This is a genomic window from Bradyrhizobium dasycarpum (genome assembly GCF_042019905.1).
Classification (GTDB): domain Bacteria; phylum Pseudomonadota; class Alphaproteobacteria; order Rhizobiales; family Xanthobacteraceae; genus Bradyrhizobium; species Bradyrhizobium japonicum_B.
This window is the reverse complement of sequence record NZ_CP169574.1, coordinates 1,034,885-1,052,394: the sequence shown is the minus strand read 5'-3', so window position 1 is coordinate 1,052,394 and position 17,510 is coordinate 1,034,885. Positions and strand designations below refer to the sequence as shown.

7 protein-coding genes and 5 pseudogenes are annotated in these 17,510 nt (G+C 66.2%); 4 read left to right on the top strand and 8 right to left on the bottom strand.

Annotated features, from left to right (window positions below; genetic code table 11):
• The first annotated feature begins 59 nt into the window (after nt 1–59).
• Nucleotides 60–1,412 carry a peptidoglycan DD-metalloendopeptidase family protein gene (locus tag ACETMP_RS05390; RefSeq protein ID WP_375160157.1) on the top strand — a complete coding sequence of 451 codons (1,353 nt, stop codon included), beginning with the start codon at nt 60–62 and terminating at the stop codon, nt 1,410–1,412.
• 90 nt (nt 1,413–1,502) lie between these two features.
• Here the strand turns inward: ACETMP_RS05390 and ACETMP_RS05385 are convergent, their stop codons facing one another.
• From ACETMP_RS05385 to ACETMP_RS05365, 5 genes are all read right to left on the bottom strand, one after another.
• The gene (locus tag ACETMP_RS05385; RefSeq protein ID WP_375161846.1) at nt 1,503–2,414 is read right to left on the bottom strand and encodes a DMT family transporter; all 912 of its coding nucleotides are present in this window, start codon (nt 2,412–2,414) and stop codon (nt 1,503–1,505) included.
• An 86-nt stretch (nt 2,415–2,500) separates the two neighbouring features.
• Nucleotides 2,501–3,373 carry an NAD(P)-dependent oxidoreductase gene (locus ACETMP_RS05380; protein WP_375160156.1) on the bottom strand — a complete coding sequence of 291 codons (873 nt, stop codon included), beginning with the start codon at nt 3,371–3,373 and terminating at the stop codon, nt 2,501–2,503.
• A gap of 2 nt (nt 3,374–3,375) precedes the next feature.
• Nucleotides 3,376–4,507 (bottom strand): peptide chain release factor 2 gene (prfB, locus tag ACETMP_RS05375; RefSeq protein WP_375160155.1). Its coding sequence is split into 2 segments (ribosomal slippage): nt 3,376–4,437 and nt 4,439–4,507, totalling 1,131 coding nucleotides; the frame shifts between segments, so codons are not numbered across the junction.
• Between the two features lie 106 nt (nt 4,508–4,613).
• Nucleotides 4,614–7,112 carry a penicillin-binding protein 1A gene (locus ACETMP_RS05370; RefSeq protein WP_375160154.1) on the bottom strand — a complete coding sequence of 833 codons (2,499 nt, stop codon included), beginning with the start codon at nt 7,110–7,112 and terminating at the stop codon, nt 4,614–4,616.
• Nucleotides 7,113–7,404: 292 nt separating this feature from the next.
• Entirely contained in the window at nt 7,405–8,700 is a 1,296-nt protein-coding gene (locus ACETMP_RS05365) for an N-acetylmuramoyl-L-alanine amidase (RefSeq protein ID WP_375160153.1), read from the bottom strand.
• Between the two features lie 704 nt (nt 8,701–9,404).
• Between ACETMP_RS05365 and ACETMP_RS05360 the strand changes: the two are divergent.
• From ACETMP_RS05360 to ACETMP_RS05350, 3 pseudogenes are all read left to right on the top strand, one after another.
• Nucleotides 9,405–12,513, top strand: a pseudogene (locus ACETMP_RS05360) (Rne/Rng family ribonuclease).
• A gap of 104 nt (nt 12,514–12,617) precedes the next feature.
• A pseudogene (locus tag ACETMP_RS05355) lies at nt 12,618–14,115 on the top strand (amidase).
• Between the two features lie 50 nt (nt 14,116–14,165).
• Nucleotides 14,166–15,397, top strand: a pseudogene (locus tag ACETMP_RS05350) (NAD(P)/FAD-dependent oxidoreductase).
• 46 nt (nt 15,398–15,443) lie between these two features.
• Here the strand turns inward: ACETMP_RS05350 and ACETMP_RS05345 are convergent.
• From ACETMP_RS05345 to ACETMP_RS05335, 3 genes and pseudogenes are all read right to left on the bottom strand, one after another.
• Nucleotides 15,444–15,616, bottom strand: a pseudogene (locus tag ACETMP_RS05345) (cation:dicarboxylate symporter family transporter); the annotation flags it as partial.
• Between the two features lie 11 nt (nt 15,617–15,627).
• Complete coding sequence (locus ACETMP_RS05340) at nt 15,628–16,185, bottom strand: biotin transporter BioY (protein ID WP_375161845.1); 558 nt, start codon at nt 16,183–16,185, stop codon at nt 15,628–15,630.
• A gap of 94 nt (nt 16,186–16,279) precedes the next feature.
• Nucleotides 16,280–17,465: pseudogene (locus ACETMP_RS05335) on the bottom strand (pyridoxal phosphate-dependent aminotransferase).
• Between the last annotated feature and the right edge of the window lie 45 nt (nt 17,466–17,510).

Below are 17,510 nucleotides of genomic sequence, written 5' to 3'. Positions count from 1 at the left end.
CCCAGATTGCTGCGGCAATTAGGGCCGTACGGACTCATCCGACCGGCGCGGGAGTGCCGATGTCGAAAAGTTCTGCCCAATATTCGCAGTACCCCCAACATCATCCGCACGACCATGGCCGGGCCTTCCAGCGCCGTCCCGCGGTCGCGGCCGCCGCGGCGATCCCCCTTCCTGCGACCGACGATGCCTACACCATTGTCCATGCCGGCAAGCAGGTCCGCTTTGGGCCCGTGGTGTTCTGGATCGTGGTCGGTACGGTGGTGCTGCTCGGTCTCTGGTCGGCGGCGACCGCCACCTACTTCGCTTTCCGTGACGACGTGCTGACCCGGCTGATCGCCCGTCAGGCCGAGATGCAATACGCCTATGAGGATCGCATCGCCGAGCTGCGCGCCAAGGTCGATCGCACCACCAGCCGGCAGCTGCTCGACCAGGAACAGTTCGACCAGAAGCTCGACCAGATCATGAAGCGCCAGACGGCGCTGGAGTCCCGGGCCACGGCGCTCGGGGCCATGCCCGACGTGACCGGCTCGATTCCCCGTGCGGTCCCGCAGCGCGGCGATTCGAGCCAGAGCACGCCAAAGCCCTCGCCGATCAGCGACACCGTGATCTTCGTGGCGCCGCCAGACCGTGAGGCGCGGCTCGAATCGCGCGCCCCCTCCGTCGTGGCTCCCCAGACCAATCAATTTGCGAAGAACCATGGCTTCGACAACGTCCTGGTCCGGCTCACCACCTCGCTCGATCAGGTCGAGCGTCGCCAGATGGCGGTGCTCAGCGCGGTCGAGGAAAGCATGGACTCACGCATGCGCCGGATGCGCGGCGTGGTCAGCGATCTCGGTCTCAACCTCGCCAGTCTCGAAGCCGCCGTGCCGCGCAGCGCAATGGGCGGGCCCTTCGTTCCCATCAAGCTGACCGCCAATGCCGGGCCGTTCGAGAAGCAGCTCAATCGCATCAACATCACCCGCGCCGAGATGGATCGTCTCAACCGCACGCTGGCGCTGGTGCCCTACCGCAAGCCCGTCATCGGCGAGGTCGAGTTCACCTCAGGCTTCGGCGTCCGCAGCGATCCCTTCCTCGGCCGGCCCGCGATGCATACCGGGCTCGACTTCCGCGCCGCCAGCGGCGATCCGGTCCGCGTCACCGCCAACGGCAAGGTCGTTTCCGCCGGCTGGTCCGGCGGCTACGGCCGCATGGTGGAGGTCGATCACGGCAACGGGTTGTCGACCCGCTACGGCCATCTCTCGGAGATCAACGTCAAGGTCGGCGAGATCGTGAAGATCGGCCAGGTCGTCGGTCTCGTCGGCTCCACGGGCCGTTCGACCGGTCCTCACCTGCACTACGAGACCCGCATCGAAGGCGAAGCAGTGGATCCGCAAAAATTCCTGCGCGCCGGCGTCCGGCTCAGCGCGGGTTAGTTTCCGACCTGCACCGCGGAAAGCTCCACAGTCTCCCCCCGAACGATCACGTTCCATTCGCGTCGACCACCGCCTCAGCCAGTGGTGTCTTCAATGCGACCGAACGAAACGACGCAATACGCGTCCATCGATCACGAGAAGCGCGCTGGCAATGATCAGAGCGCCGGCAATCTCACGCACTGAAATCGGCTCGCCCAGGACGAGATAGCCGAGCAGGATTGCCGTCACGGGAACGAGGAGCGTTACCAAAGTCACGTTGGTTGCTCCCGAGCGCCGCAGCACCTGGAAAAAAACGAGATATGCGAGCGCGGTCGAGAGACCAGCCGAGCCGAGCACGGCGAGCCAGGTGGTCACGCCGGGCATCGGCAGGCGCCATGGCCGGTCGAACACGAAAGCCAGCGCCGTCATCATGACCGTCGATGCGAGCAACTGACATGTCGCCGTCGCAAGCGGAGGTGATTTCGACAGCCAGCGCCGTGCCACCAAGGCCGCGAATCCGTAGCTGAGAGCCGCACCGAGGCAAAGCAGAATCCCGATCCCCTGACCTGTCAGCACCTCGATCCCAGCCCCCTTGAGAATGATGACGCCGATCAGGCCCACGACAACACCGGCAGCCCGACGCGCTATCAGCCTCTCCTCTCCGACAGCCGCCATGACGACGACGGTGAATAAGGGAGTGGTCGCGTTGAGGATCGACGCCAGCCCGCTCGAAATGTACAATTGCGCGGTCACGATCATGCAAAAAGGCAATACGTTGTTCAGCAACGCCATGGCGACATACGGCCGCCAACTCGCGACGTCTCCCGGAAGGCTGATCCGATAAAGCCGCAGCAGCGGCAGAAGCAGGGCCGCACCCGCCGCCACTCGCAGCAGCACCAGCGTCAATGGCGGCAATTCCCTCAAGGCCGCGCTGTTGAAAAAGAACGAGCCGCCCCACAGGATCGAAAGGAGACCCAACAGCAACCAGTCGCGTGCGTCGATCCTGTTATCCGTCGGAAGCATGAGGTCTCGCATCTGGCGCCCAAAGCCTTCGCCTAGCCCGAAGCCATGGAAGCGACCACCCGATTTCCGGAACAGCGCCAAGCGGCTTATTTCGGCCGCGACACCAGCTCGATCATCCTGCCTTCATCATCATCAGGCATCGCCGCCTTGGCCTGCGCATAGGCCTCGACCGCGGCGCGCGCGACCAGCGGCTTGCCGGCCAGGAGGCTCTCCGCCAGCTTCACGGCGTAGGCGGCATCCTTGTGCCGCAGCGCCGCGGTGAAGGTCGCGCCGGAAAAATCGCGGGCGACCATGCGCTTGGAATGACGCGTGACCTGCGGGCTTGCAGCGACGCCCGCCTGGATCGATTCCAGCACGAGCTTCATGTTGAGCCCGGCCTGCTCGGCGATCGCAAGGCCCTCGGCGAGGCCGGCGATCTGGATCGCGCCCATCAGATTGTTGATGAGCTTGTAGACGGTGCCGGAGCCGACCGCGCCGAAATGGCGGATGGTCGTGCCGATCGGTTCGAGATAAGGCCGCGCGCGTTCGAGATCGGCGCTGTCTGCGCCGACCAGCAGCGTCAGCTTTCCGGCGGCTGCCGCATCGGGCAGTCCGGTCACGGGGCAGTCGATGTAGATCAGCCCGCGCGCATTCAGCTCGCGGCCCATCTCGCGGGCATGGTCATAGGAGACGGTCGAGCATTCGATCGCGATGGTGCCGGCCTTGGCGGTCTTGGCCGCGCCCTTCGGCCCGAGCCAGACCGCGCGCGAGGCCTCGTCGTCGGCGACCATGGTCACGACGGCGTCGGCATCGATCGCGGCATCCTCCGGCGAGGTCGCCCAATGGGCGCCGCGGGCGATCAGGTCGTCCGCTTTTGCCCTGCTGCGATTCCACAGCGTCACGGTGAAGCCGGCATCGAGATAGCGGCCGGCCATGCCGTGCCCCATCCGCCCCAATCCGATGAAGGCGACACGGGGCATGATCAGTCCACGTCCTCGATCTCGCCGGTCGTGGTGCCGAACGCGCGCTGCGCCAGCGTCGCGGCCATGAACTCGTCGAGCTCGCCGTTGAGCACGCCCGATGTGTCGGAGGTCTGCACGCCCGTGCGCAGATCCTTCACCATCTGATAGGGCTGCAGCACGTAGGAGCGGATCTGGTGGCCCCAGCCGATATCGGTCTTGGCGGCCTGGTCGGCGGCGGCCTTCTCCTCGCGCTTCTTCAGCTCGATCTCGTAGAGGCGCGCGCGCAGCATGTCCCAGGCCTGTGCCCGGTTCTTGTGCTGGGAGCGGCCGGCCTGGCAGACCACCGCGACGCCGGTCGGAATGTGCGTGAGGCGCACCGCGGATTCGGTCTTGTTGACGTGCTGGCCGCCGGCGCCGCCGGATCGCATCGTATCGACGCGAACGTCGGATTCCTTGATGTCGATCTTGATGCTGTCGTCGATGACGGGAAACACCTGCACGCTGGAGAACGAGGTGTGGCGCCGCGCATTGGAATCGAACGGCGAGATGCGCACCAGGCGGTGCACGCCGGCTTCCGTCTTCAGCCAGCCATAGGCGTTGTGGCCGGAGACCTGGATGGTCGCCGACTTGATGCCGGCCTCTTCGCCCTCGGACTCTTCGAGATATTCGACCTTGAAGCCGTGATTTTCCGCCCAGCGCGTGTACATGCGCAGCAGCATCTGCGCCCAGTCCTGGCTCTCGGTGCCGCCGGCGCCGGCGTGGACTTCGAGGTAGGAATCGAAGCGGTCGGCTTCGCCCGACAGCAGCGCTTCGAGCTCGCGCCGCGCCACTTCCTTCTTGAGGTTCTTCAGCGCGGCTTCGGCCTCGGCGACGACGCCGTCATCGCCCTCGGCCTCGCCGAGCTCGATCATGCCGATATCGTCTTCGAGCTCCTGCTCGACCTTGCCGATGCCCGAGAGCAGATCCTCAAGCGAGGTGCGCTCCTGCATCAGCTTCTGGGCTTTCTGGGGATCGTTCCAGAGATTGGGATCTTCAGCGAGCTTGTTCAGCTCAGCGAGGCGCGCCGTCGATTTCTCGACGTCAAAGATGCCTCCTCAGCAGCCCGACTGACTGCTTGATCTCTTCTACCAACCGTTCGATTTCGGCGCGCATGTTGTTCTCTGTCTTGCGGAATCCCGCGTGCAGTTCGAGAGGGGATGTAGCGGCGGCGGCCGTAAAGCGCAACCGCCGGAGCCGTGATCGTCGACTTATCCGCGGCCTACCACAGCCCGCCGGTGCCCGGCCGCATCAGGAAGCCGGAATCCGGCTGCTGCTGCGAGACCGGCATGCGCCCTTCGGCGTCGGCGACGCCGATGACCGAGTAATTGTCCGGCGGCGCCGTGCCCGGCTTGAAGGCTTCGAGGATGGTGCCGCCGGTCTCGCCGGGACCGGCGCGCATGCCGGTCTTGGAGACGACGCGGACGAGCTTGATGCCGGCCGGCACCTTGAAGGGAACCGCAGGCTTGTCGGCGAGCGCGAGCTTGAGGAAATCGCGCGCGATCGGAGCCGCCAGATGGCCGCCGGTTGCGGCATTGCCCTTACCGAGCGGACGCGGCTTGTCGTAGCCCATGTAAATGGCGACCGCGATGTCGGGCGAGAAGCCGACGAACCAGGCGTCCTTCGCCTCGTTGGTGGTACCGGTCTTGCCGGCGACGGGTTTGCCGACGTCCTTGATGACCGTCGCCGTACCCGCCTGCACCACGCCCTCCATCAGCTCGGTGATCTGGTAGGCGGTCATGGAATCCAGCACCTGCTCGCGGCGGTCGATCAGCTGCGGCTCGGCCTGGTTCTTCCAGCCGCCCGGGGCGTCGCAGCCGCGGCATTCGCGTTGGTCGTGCTTGAAGATGGTGCGGCCGTAACGGTCCTGGATACGGTCGATCAGCGTCGGCTTCACGCGGCGGCCGCCATTGGCGAGCATCGAGTACGCCGTGACCATACGCATTGCGGTCGTTTCGCCGGCGCCGAGCGCATAGGAGAGATAGTTCGGCAGCTCGTCATAGACGCCGAAGCGGCGGGCATATTCGCCGATCAGCGGCATGCCGATGTCCTGCGCAAGGCGCACCGTCACCGTGTTGAGGGATTGTCGCAGCGCGTTGCGCAGCGTCACCGGTCCCTGGAATTTGCCCGAGGAGAAGTTCTCCGGCCGCCATACGCCGGCGCCCTGCCCCTGATCGATTTCGATGGGAGCGTCGAGCACGACGGTCGAGGGGGTATAGCCGTTGTCGAGCGCAGCCGAATACACGATCGGCTTGAACGACGAACCCGGCTGCCGATAGGCCTGCGTGGCGCGGTTGAACTGGCTCTGATCGAACGAGAAGCCGCCGACCATCGCGAGCACGCGGCCGGTCCAGGGATCCATCGCCACCATCGCGCCGGACACTTCGGGGATCTGGCGCAGGCGGTACTGGCCCTCGACCGGCTGGCCGTCCTTGTAGAGCGGATCGGCATAGATCACGTCGCCCGGCTGCAGCACCTGCGACACCGCCGTCGGCGTCTTGCCCTTGGTTCCGCCCTGTGCGGCTCGTGCCCATTTGACGCCGTCGACCGTGATGATGCCGGTCTCGCGCTGCTTGCTGACGGCGCCGCCAAGCTCGCGGCTCGGCTGGAAGCCGATGCGCGCCGACTGGTCGCTGGTTTCCAGCACGACCGCCATGCGCCAGGGCGAGATGTCGGAGAGCGATTTGATCTCGGCGAGCTTGACGCCCCAGTCACCCGAGATGTCGAGCTTGCTGATGGCGCCGCGATAGCCTTGCTGCTCGTCATAGTTCACGAGGCCGGTGACCATCGCCTTGCGCGCCATGACCTGGATCTTGGGATTCAGCGTGGTGCGGACCGACAGGCCGCCTTCATACAGCTTCTTCTCGCCGTAGCGCTCGAAGATGTCGCGGCGAACTTCCTCGGCGAAATATTCGCCGGCGAACGTGTGGGCGCCGTTGGAACGGCTGGTGACGGCGAGCGGCTCCTTGCGCGCCTTGTCGGCGTCGGCCTGCTTGATCCAGCCGTTCTCCAGCAGACGGTCGACGACATAGTTGCGGCGCTCGATGGCGCGGTCGCGGTTGCGGACCGGATGCAGCGTCGCCGGCATCTTGGGCAGCGCCGCCAGATAGGACGCTTCCGCCACGGTCAGCTCGTTCACCGACTTGTCGAAATAGACCAGCGAAGCGGCCGCGATGCCGTAGGCACCGAGACCGAGATAGATCTCGTTTAGATACAGCTCGAGGATCTTGTCCTTCGAATAGGTCTTCTCGATCCGCATCGCCAGCAAGGCTTCCTTGATCTTGCGGGCGAACGAGACCTCGTTGGTCAGAAGGAAGTTCTTGGCGACCTGCTGGGTGATGGTGGAGGCGCCTTGCGGACGGCGGTTCGAGCCGTAGTTCTGGATGTAGACCAGGCCCGCGCGCGCCATGCCGGTGTAGTCGATGCCGCCATGCTCGTAGAAGTTCTTGTCCTCGGCCGCGAGGAACGCGTTGATCACGAGCTTGGGCACCGCCTGGATCGGCAGATAAAGGCGCCGTTCCTTGGCGTATTCGCCGACCAGCGAACCATCGACCGCGTGCACGCGGGTCATCACCGGCGGCTCGTAATCCTGAAGCTGAGAATAGTCTGGCAAGTCCTTGGAGAAATGCCAGATCAAGCCTGCCACGGCCCCGACACCAACAAGGAACACCACCGTTCCCGCGGCGAACAGGAAGCCCATGAACCGCACCAGCAAGCGCATTATCTATTTATCCGTTCAAAGTCTGGATCAGCCCAGTATCGATCCCATCGGACCCAAAAAACTGGCGCCCCAAACTGGCACCAACCTCACGTCGCGAATTCGCCCGCTTACACAATACCATCAGTGCCGGACTTAAGACGCTTGCCGAACAGGATTCTCGCCGATTCCGGAACCCCCTGCGGCATTTTTTATAAAGCGCCCGCTGTGGCCAAACTAGGGCCTTTGCGACGGGACGGATACCCTTTCAGTTTCGAATACCCCCCGGGGCGTCAGTTCGCCGATTCCGGGGTCGTCAATTGGACGATCCCGCCGTGGCCATCCGCTTGGTCAAAAACCCGTCGATCGCCTGCGCCATCGAGCCCACGGCACGGGACCGCCAGCCCTCGGAAACCAGATGCTCGAGGTCGCCCTTGTTGGAGACGTAGCCGATCTCGACCAGCACCGAGGGCACGTCGGGCGCCTTCAGGACCCGGAAGCCGGCCGACTTCAGGGGATGCTTGTGCATCCGCACGGTCGTCTTCATTTCGCCCATCAAGAGGCGGGCGAAACGGTTTGAAAAAGTGCGCGTTTCTCGCTGCGTGAGATCGATCAGGATGTCGGCGACCTCATTCGGCTCCTCCGCGAGGTTGAAGCCGGCGATCGCATCGGCCCGGTTTTCCGCATCCGCTAGCCGCTGGGCCTCGGCGTCGGACGCCTTGTCGGACAGTGTATAGATGGTCGCGCCCTGCGCATCGCCCTCGGCTCGCGGCAGCGCGTCGGCATGAATCGAGACGAACAGCGCCGCCTTGTGGTTGCGGGCGATCTTGGTGCGGTCATTGAGGGGAATGAAGGTGTCGTCGTCCCGCGTCATGACCACACGGTACTTGCCGGCCTTCTCCAGCCTGTCGCGCAGCGCCAGCCCGAAAGCCAGCACCAGGTTCTTCTCGCTTTCGCCGCTCGACTGCGTGCCATTGTCGATGCCGCCATGGCCGGGATCGATCACGACCACCGGGCGGCCGTCGGACTTCTGCTGCGCCGTTTCCGGGGCTGTGGTCGCCGGCGCCGTTGCAGGCTGCGCCTCGGCGATGGTGGGCCGCAGCTCGGGGCGGCTTTCGGGCGCGAGCGCCTGCATGAAGGCGGCACGGTCGACCTCCTCGAGCTCCAGCACAAGCCGGGCTGGCTGGCCGTTGGCCGCCTCGACCACGTAGGACTTGGCGATCTTGGCCGGTCCCGTCAGGTCGAACACGATTCGCGAGCCGCCGGGCATGACGAGGCCATAGCGGAAGGCCTTGACCAGTCCGCGCCCTCCGGCCCCCGTGCCCGCGGGCAGCTGAAAATTGACCTGCGGCACGTCGACGACGACCCGGTACGGGTCAGCCAGCGTGACGGCGCGGAAGGTAACGGCCTGGTTGATGTCGAGAATGAAGCGGGTCTGCTTGCCGTCGCCGGCCAGCCGGGCGGCCGATGCGATCGGAAAATTCGCCGCTGCAACAGTGGGTTGCGGCTGGCTTTCCGCTGCCCTCAGGCGCGAGGAATCAGCACATGGCAATGCTGCAACGCACAACAGCGCGCATCCCAGCAAAACCCGTCGATGTGTGCGGCTCGCCACCGATTCCGTGCCTCCGAGCAGCCCTCTTAACGCAATAGAACCACAGGGTTAATCGATCCTTAATGACAGACGTGCGAAACTCTTCGACTGTGACCGCCGTGCGACGCTCCTTGCACGGATGGCTCATTCCTCGTATGTACGGAATGCTGACGGCCGATATTTTCGGTTGTGTCGCATTCAGCCTCCCGGTGCAGCGCCGGAACTCCCAAAATTTGGGAATTCCAGCGTTTTCCGTTTCTCTCTAAGGCCAGCGCAGTGCGCGGCAGCGGGTGGAACGGGTCACGCGTCGGCGGCGGACCGGTCCCTGGTTACCACTCACGTTACCGGGACGGTTCTGACAGCGACGTAACCCATTACCCGTTCCCTTGATCCCAAGGGAACGGTTCTTCATCCCCAAGGCGAGCGCGCTCGCGCCATGCCTGGCCTGCAGCAACTGATTGAAGGGCGGCCTCGCCGCCCAATGTTTCATACGGGCCGACGCTTGATGCGCCAGACTGTGCCGACGAATTCTGAAGGACCATTCGCGACGCTGCGGAGTGAAGTTCCCGCGCGCCGCAATGGTCCTGAAGCTTCCGGTCCGGCAAGGCGCGAGAGACGGCGTTTCGGCCTTCCCCTCACCCCCGAATCAGGTGGACCGTCGCGTCACCCGGCGGCGCGATACGCGCCCACGGTGAATCGCGCCCGCCGCCGCCAAGAGTTAAGACATGCCCAACAAGATGTTGATCGATGCCACCCACCCGGAAGAGACCCGGGTCGTCGTGGTCCGCGGCAATCGCGTCGAAGAGTTTGATTTCGAGACCGCGCAACGCAAGCAACTGCGCGGGAATATCTACCTCGCCAAGGTCACACGGGTCGAACCCTCGCTCCAGGCCGCCTTCGTCGAATATGGCGGCAACCGCCACGGCTTCCTCGCCTTCAGCGAAATCCATCCCGACTATTACCAGATCCCGGTCGCCGACCGGCAGGCGCTGATCGAGGCCGAGGAACAGGCCCATCGCGAGGCCGAAGAGGAGAGCGAGAATCGCTCCCACGGGCGCCGTCGTTCACGCCACCGCAATGCCCGCCGCCGCGGTCACGGCGAGCGCGTGCGCAGCGACATCGTCGAAGGCCTCGACGCCGGCGCCGATCCCGCCGCCCAGCCGATCGAGGGCGCGGCGCAGCCGGAGCATGGCGAGGGTGCCTTGCAGGAAGGCGAGCACCTGCATGCCGATGCCGAGCATCACGGCGAGCACGCGAGCCACGACCACGATCATGACGGACATGATCATGGCGAGCATGATCACGGCGATCGTCATGCCCATTCTGACGAGCCCGCCCACGATCACGACCATGGTCACGATCACGACCATCCGCACGATCATCACGACCATGATCATGCCGGCGAGACGCCCGCGCCTGTCGCGGCCGTCGGCGCCGAGCCCGTGGTCGCGACCGCAACGGTTGCCGAGCCGCAGGAGGCCGCCCCTTCCGAAGCGCACGCCGAGGCCCTTGCCGAAGCCGTGACTGCCGCCGCCGAGCCGGCCGACGCCGTGTACGGCGAGAGCACCGAAGCGCCGCATGCCGACGCCGGGGACGCAGCCGACGAAGACGACGAAGACGAGGATGAGGACGAAGACGGCGATGAAGCCGAAGAGGAAGTCGTCGAATCCGTCGGCGGCGACGACGTGCTGGAGGAAGTGCCGGAGCGCACGTTCCGCCCGCGTCGCCAGTACAAGATCCAGGAGGTCATCAAGCGCCGCCAGGTGATGCTGGTGCAGGTCGTCAAGGAAGAGCGTGGCAACAAGGGCGCTGCGCTGACGACCTATCTGTCGCTCGCCGGCCGCTATGCCGTGCTGATGCCGAATACCGCGCGCGGCGGCGGCATCAGCCGCAAGATCACCAGCGCCCAGGACCGTTCCCGTCTGAAGGAAGTGGTGCAGGATCTCGACGTGCCCGAGGGCATGGGCATCATCCTGCGCACGGCCGGCGCCGCCCGGACCAAGCCGGAGATCAAGCGCGACTTCGAATATCTGATCCGGATGTGGGAGACGGTGCGCGACCTCACGCTGAAGTCGCAGGCCCCGACGCTCGTCTACGAGGAAGGCTCGCTGATCAAGCGTTCGCTGCGCGACCTCTACAACAAGGAGATCGACGAGATTCAGGTGGCCGGCGAGTCCGGCTACCGCGAAGCGCGCGACTTCATGAAGATGCTGATGCCCGCCAATGTCAGCGCGGTGAAGCAATATCGCGACGGTCAGCCGCTGTTCTCACGCATGGGCGTCGAGAGCCAGCTCGACGCGATGTTCTCGCCGACCGTGCAGCTGCGCTCCGGCGGCTACATCGTCATCAACCAGACCGAGGCGCTGGTCTCGATCGACGTCAATTCCGGCCGATCGACGCGCGAGCACCATATCGAGGATACCGCGCTGAAGACCAACCTGGAGGCGGCCGAAGAGGTCGCCCGCCAGCTTCGCCTGCGCGACCTCGCCGGCCTGATCGTCATCGACTTCATCGACATGGACGAGAAGCGCAACAACCGTGCGGTCGAGCGCAAGCTGTCCGACTGCCTCAGGCAGGATCGCGCCCGCATCCAGGTCGGACGCATCTCGCATTTCGGCCTGCTCGAGGATGTCGCGCCAGCGCATCCGCGCCAGCGTGCTGGAAAGCTCGACCGATCCGTGCCCGCATTGCGGCGGCACCGGCCATGTCCGCTCGGTGTCCTCGGTGGCGCTGCAGCTGCTGCGCGGTCTCGAAGAAATCCTGATGAAGGGCGCGACCCACAATCTCGTGGTCCGCACCCGTACCGACGTCGCGCTCTATGTGCTCAACCACAAGCGCGGCCACCTGCGCGACCTCGAGAACGGCTTCAAGGTGACGCTGTCGGTCATTGCCGATCAGTCTGTCAGCGGACCTCAGGCTTACGTGATCGACCGCGGCGAGCAGGTGCATACGCTGGAAGCCGCCAAGGCGCTGCTTGCGGCGCAGGCGGTTGCGAGCCCGCCGCCAGCGGCCGAAGAGCCCTACGAGGATGAGGACGTCTTCGACATCGAGACCGAATCCGAGGTCGAAACCGAGGAGACCGAAGGTCTCGCCGAAGAGCAGGCGTCCGGCGATGCCGCGTCCGACCAGGACGGCCAGCGCCGCAAGCGCCGACGTCGCCGCCGCGGCCGCGGTGGCCCGCGCGACGGCGAGTTGCGCGAGGATAGCCCTCCCACTCTTCCCGAGGCGGCCGTTGCGGCCGGCGAAGGCGAGGACGATGCCGAATCCGAACAGGACGGCGAGGAAGGCGAGGAACAAGCAGCCCGCGGCGAGCAGCAGGGCAGCGGCGAGCGCCGGCGCCGGCGCGGTCGCCGCGGCGGTCGCCGCCGTCGCGGTGGCAGCGAGGAAGGTCTCGCCGGCTCGATCAGCGACGAACTCGGCACCAATCAGCCATCGGAAGCTGCCGAGGCGGTCGCCGATTTCGACGGCTTCGGCAATGAGGCTGCGCCCTCGATTGCACAGGCCGAGCACAGCGCTGAACCGCAGGCCTCGCAGCCCGAACCGCGCGCCGAGGTGCAGGCCGAGGCACCGGCTCAGCCCGAGCCCGTTGCCGCGGAGGAAGAGCCCGTCGACGACAAGGCCGCACGGCGCCGCTCAACGGTGCGCGAAAAGGTGAGCTTCCTGTCGAGCGGCCCGAGCGAGCCGGCAACGCAAGTGTCGCCGGTTGCGCAGGCGGCCGAGCCGGTCACGCCGCCCGCCCCGGCAGCTGAACCCGCGCCGCAACCGGCAAGCGACACGCCCGCCGTCCCGCGCCGCGCCGGCTGGTGGTCCCGCCGTTTCGGCGGCGGCGAATAAGGCCGAACATCCAAATGCAAAACGCCCGGCATCCGCCGGGCGTTTTCGTTTCGTCGTAGCGACGATGTGCTAAGCCGTTTTCGCAATCTGAAAGGGGACCGGCATTGTCAGAGCTTTGCGATTCCAGCGCCGTCGAACTGCGTCGCCTGTTGGCCGCGCGGGCAATCTCGCCCGTCGAGTTGCTCGACGCCTGTCTGTCCCGCATCGCCGCGATCAACCCCGCCGTCAACGCGGTCGTGACGCTGGACGAGCCGGGCGCACGCGCCGCCGCCAAGGCGGCCGAGGCCGCCATCCTGGGCGGGGAGGATCGCGGTGCTCTGCACGGGCTTCCCGTTCTCATCAAGGACACCCAGGACACTGCCGGGATGCGCTCCACCTATGGCAGCCCGCTGCTGAAGGACAACGTCCCCGCTGCCGACCAGGGCTCGGTCGCGCGCCTGCGCGCGGCGGGCGCCGTCATCTTCGGCAAGACCAACACGCCGGAATGGGCGGCGGGCGGCAACACCCGCAATCCCGTATTCGGCGCGACCGGCAATCCCTTCGATCCCCTGCGCTCGGCGGCGGGCTCCTCCGGCGGCTCGGCGGTGGCGCTGGCCTGCGGCATGGCTCCGCTCGCCTCCGGCTCGGACACCGGCGGCTCCCTGCGCAATCCGGCAGGCTTCGCCGGCATCGTCGGCATGCGTCCGTCCTACGGCCTCGTGGCCAGCGAGAAGCGTGCGTTCGGCTGGTCCAATCTGTCGACCGACGGGCCGATGGCGCGCAACGTCGCCGACACTGCACTGATGCTGTCGGTGATGGCGAGCGATGATGCCCGCGATCCGCTCGCCTATACGCTGCCCGGCGAGCCCGTGCGCGCTCGCGCCGAGCGCTGGGCCGCCCCGCGCCCCGCAGAGCTCGGCAAGCTGCGTCTCGCCTTCACCGAGGATTTTGGCTTTGCCCCGACCGAGCAGGCGATCCGGCGCGTGTTCCGCGCCCGGGTGAAGAAGCTCGCGCCGCTGTTCTCCTGAATCCCGCGAGGCGACGCCGGATTGCTCCGGCGCGGACGACGCCTTCGCGGTGCTGCGCGCAGGCCTGTTCCTGGCGATGCACGGCAAGAACTACAGGGAACGTCGCGAGATGCTTGGCCCCAATGTCCGCGCCAATGTCGAGGAAGGGCTGGGCTACACGCTCGAAGACCACGCACGGGCCACGGCGACGCAGACGCGGATATATCGCGCCTATCAGAGCTTCTTCGAAACCTGCGACGTGCTGATCAGCCCGACCATTACGCTGAGCCCGCGGCCGTGGTCGGAGCCTCATCCGGCTGAGATCGACGGCGTGCCGACCAGGTCTTATTTCCACTGGCTCGCGCTGGCCTACGCCGTCACGCTCCCCGGTCATCCCGCGATCAGCATTCCGCTCGGGCTCGATGAAGCCGGCCTGCCGTTCGGCCTCCAGATCATCGGTCCGCGTGGCGGCGACGCCATCGTGCTCTCGGTCGCCGCGGGCATCGAGGCGGCGTTCGCGGGCGATGCGCAATTGTGCCGGCCCGTCCCGGATCTGGCGCGGCTTGCCGCGGCGCGGCCGCTCTCCGCTGCCCCCGGCTTCCTCACCTGGGAATGATCTTGGGAATGATCCTGGGAATAACGCGATCCGACAGGAGAAGTCTTCCGATGCAAAGCGCAATGGTTCTCGGCGGCGGCATGATCGGTGTGAGCGCCGCACTGCACCTGCAGCAGCGCGGCTGGACCGTCACGCTCGTCGATCGCAGGGAGCCCGGTCGCGAGACCAGCTACGGCAATGCCGGGATGATCCAGGCCGAAGCGGTCCGCCCCTATCCGATGCCGCGCGACCTTGCGACGCTGCTGAAGATCGCGACAGGCCGCACCAACGACGTGCGCTACAGCCTGTCGTCGCTTCACCGCCATATCGAGCCCCTGCTCCGCTATTGGTGGCATTCGGCGCCGAAACGGCATCGCGAGGCGATCGAGGCCTGGGCGCGACTGATCGCCTACGCGACTTCGGAACACGACATCCTCGTTCGCGAGGCTCATGCCGACAATCTGATCCGCCGCGCGGGCTACCGGGCGCTGTACCGCAACGCCGCGGAGCTGGAGCTCTCGATCAAGGCCGCGGAGGAAGACCAGCGCGAATTCGGCGTGAATTTTCGCGTGCTGTCCGGCAGCCAGCTCGCCAAGGCCGAGCCGATCCTGCGCGACGATCTTCCCGGCGCGATCCATTGGCTCGACACCTGGACCGTGTCCGATCCAGGCGCCCTGGTCACGTCCTATGCCGAGCTGTTCGAGCGCCTCGGCGGCACCATCGTGCTCGGCGATGCGCAGTCGCTGCAGCAGACCGCAACCGGCTGGTCGGTCGCGACGGACCAGGGGCGCCTCGACGCCGCCCACGCCGTCGTGACCCTCGGGCCGTGGTCACCCGATCTGCTGCACAAGTTCGGCTATCGCATTCCGCTGGTCCGCAAGCGCGGCTACCACATGCATTACCGCGGCGGCGCCTCGCTCGATCTGCCGCTGGTCGACAAGGGCGGCGGCTACGCCATGGGGCCGATGGCGAAGGAATCCGCATCACCACCGGCGCCGAATTGACCGGCATGGACGCCCTCGCCACGCCGGTGCAGCTCGCCAGCGCGGAAAGCTCCGCACGCGAGCTGATCGACCTCGGCCAACGCGTCGAGCCGGACCCCTGGTTCGGCACCCGCCCCTGCACCCCCGACATGCTGCCGGTGCTCGGGCAGGCTCCGCGTCATCCCGGCCTCTGGATGAATTTCGGCCACGGCCACCAGGGATTCACCCTGGGACCCGCGACCGGACGCCTGCTCGCCGAGATCATGAGCGGCGAGACGCCGACGATCGATCCGCTGCCCTATCGACCGGAGCGGTTCTAGAATCGAAGAAATGGGCTGATCGAGAAGATCGACCAGCCCCGTTACGTCGAGCGCTCCCCTGGATGTGGGCGATGCCGGAGACGACGGTGCAGAAGATGATCGGTGCGATTACCATCTCGATCAGCTTGATGAGCCGTCGCCGAGCGCCTTGATCTCATCGTTGGTGGCAACGGTCTGCCAGAGCCAGCCGACGCGTGCGCCGAGCACGATGGCGATCAGCCTTTCGCGCTCTATCGCCGGCGCTCGATCAGCCTGCGCGCCGCCGGCATCAACGTCGCGCCAAGCGCGTTCTTGATCAGCGAAGCCGCCACGAACGGCACGATGCCGACCTGCCAAGCCTTCGCAGCGCCGAGCCCGAGGCCGAACGCCAGCCAGCCGAAGCCGGCGGCCAGAATGACGACATGGCCAACAGCCATGGCTGCAAACAGCAGCGCCACGCTGCGATCCCAGCCGCGCTCGGCGAGCCAGCCGGTCACGAAGGCGGCCGCAATGAAGCCGAACAGATAGCCTGCGGTCGGGCCAATCAGCGGCGCAATCCCACCCACCGGTCCGGCAAAGACCGGCGCGCCAAGCGCGCCCTCGGCGAGGTAGGCGATCATCGTTGCGCTGCCAAGACGCCAGCCATAGGCCGCGCCGATCATCAGCACCACCAGCGTCTGCAACGTCATGGGCACATAGGGCAGCGGCAGGCTGACCTTGGCTGACAGCGCCATCAATGCGGTGCCGAGTCCAACCAGCACGACGGCACGCACTGCGCCGACGGTTTCGCCCGGCCGGGTCGGCCACATCAATGCGGCGAGAGAAAAATGTGGCGCGGCAGCGGTCGGGACGGTTCGGTGGTCAGGCAAGATGAGAACTCCGGAGCTGGTCGAAAACTGGCGGCTATTTAAGCCAGTGAGCGATCCGGTCAACTGCCTCGCGCATCTCCCCCGGCGAGCGTGCATACGAAAAACGAATGAACGATCGGCCGTGAACGGGATCGAAATCGAGGCCGGGCGTCGCCGCAACGCGTGCCTGCTCGAGCATCTGCTTGGCGAACTCGAAACTGTCGGAGGTGAAGTCCGAGACGTCGGCATAGAGATAAAATGCACCATCGGCCGGCAGGAATTTGCTGAGGCCCGCTTTCGGCAATCCCTCGATCAAAATCTGCCTATTCTCCTGATAGCCGTGCTTGATCGCTTCCATCTCGGCCGCACCGTCGAAGGCGGCCTGCGCCGCGATCTGCGACAACGCCGGCACCGAGATCGACAGGTTCTGCTGCAGCCGCTCGATCGGCCGCACCAGGATTTCGGGCACGACCATCCAGCCGACGCGCCAGCCCGTCATGCAAAAATATTTCGAGAACGAATTGATCACGAGTGCGTGCGCGGACAGCGCGGCTGCGGTGACGGCCGGGAACGCATAATCGAGCCCATGATAGATCTCGTCCGAGATGAAGCGGATGCCCGCGTCTTCGGCGGCCGCAATCAGGCCGGCGAGCGCGTCGCGCGACATCATCGTCCCCGTCGGATTGGCGGGGCTGCCGACCAGCACGCCCTTCAGCGGCGCCTTGCGATGGGCGGCGAGCAATGCCTCGCCGGTGAGCGCATGGCGCGTCTCGTTCGTGGTCTCGATCAGCACCGGCTCGCAACCGAGCGCGGTCAGGATGTGCCGGTAGGGCGGATAACCCGGCACCGTCACGGCGACGCGGTCGCCCGGCTCGAACATCGACAGGAAGGCCAGGATGAACCCGCCGGAGGAGCCGGTGGTCACCACAATCCGCTCGGGGCTGACGTCGCAGCCATAGGCGTCGCGATAATGGCGTGCGATGCGCTCGCGCAAGGAGGGGATGCCGAGCGCGGAGGTATAATCGATCCGCCCGGTCTCGAGCGCCATATGGGCGGCGGCGATCGCCGTCCTGGGCGCGCTGGCCGCGGGCTGGCCGACCTCCATGTGGATGACATGGCCGCCGGCGGCCTCGATCGGGCCGCCGCGGCCATGACGTCCATCACCATGAACGGGGGAACATCGCTGCGGCGGAGGGCTCGAGCCACTGCCCCAACCGGGTCCTTAAAGTCGCATCGTGCATCGATTTCTGCTATTTCGCTGGCGGGCCGGTGCCTCCGGTCCGGGA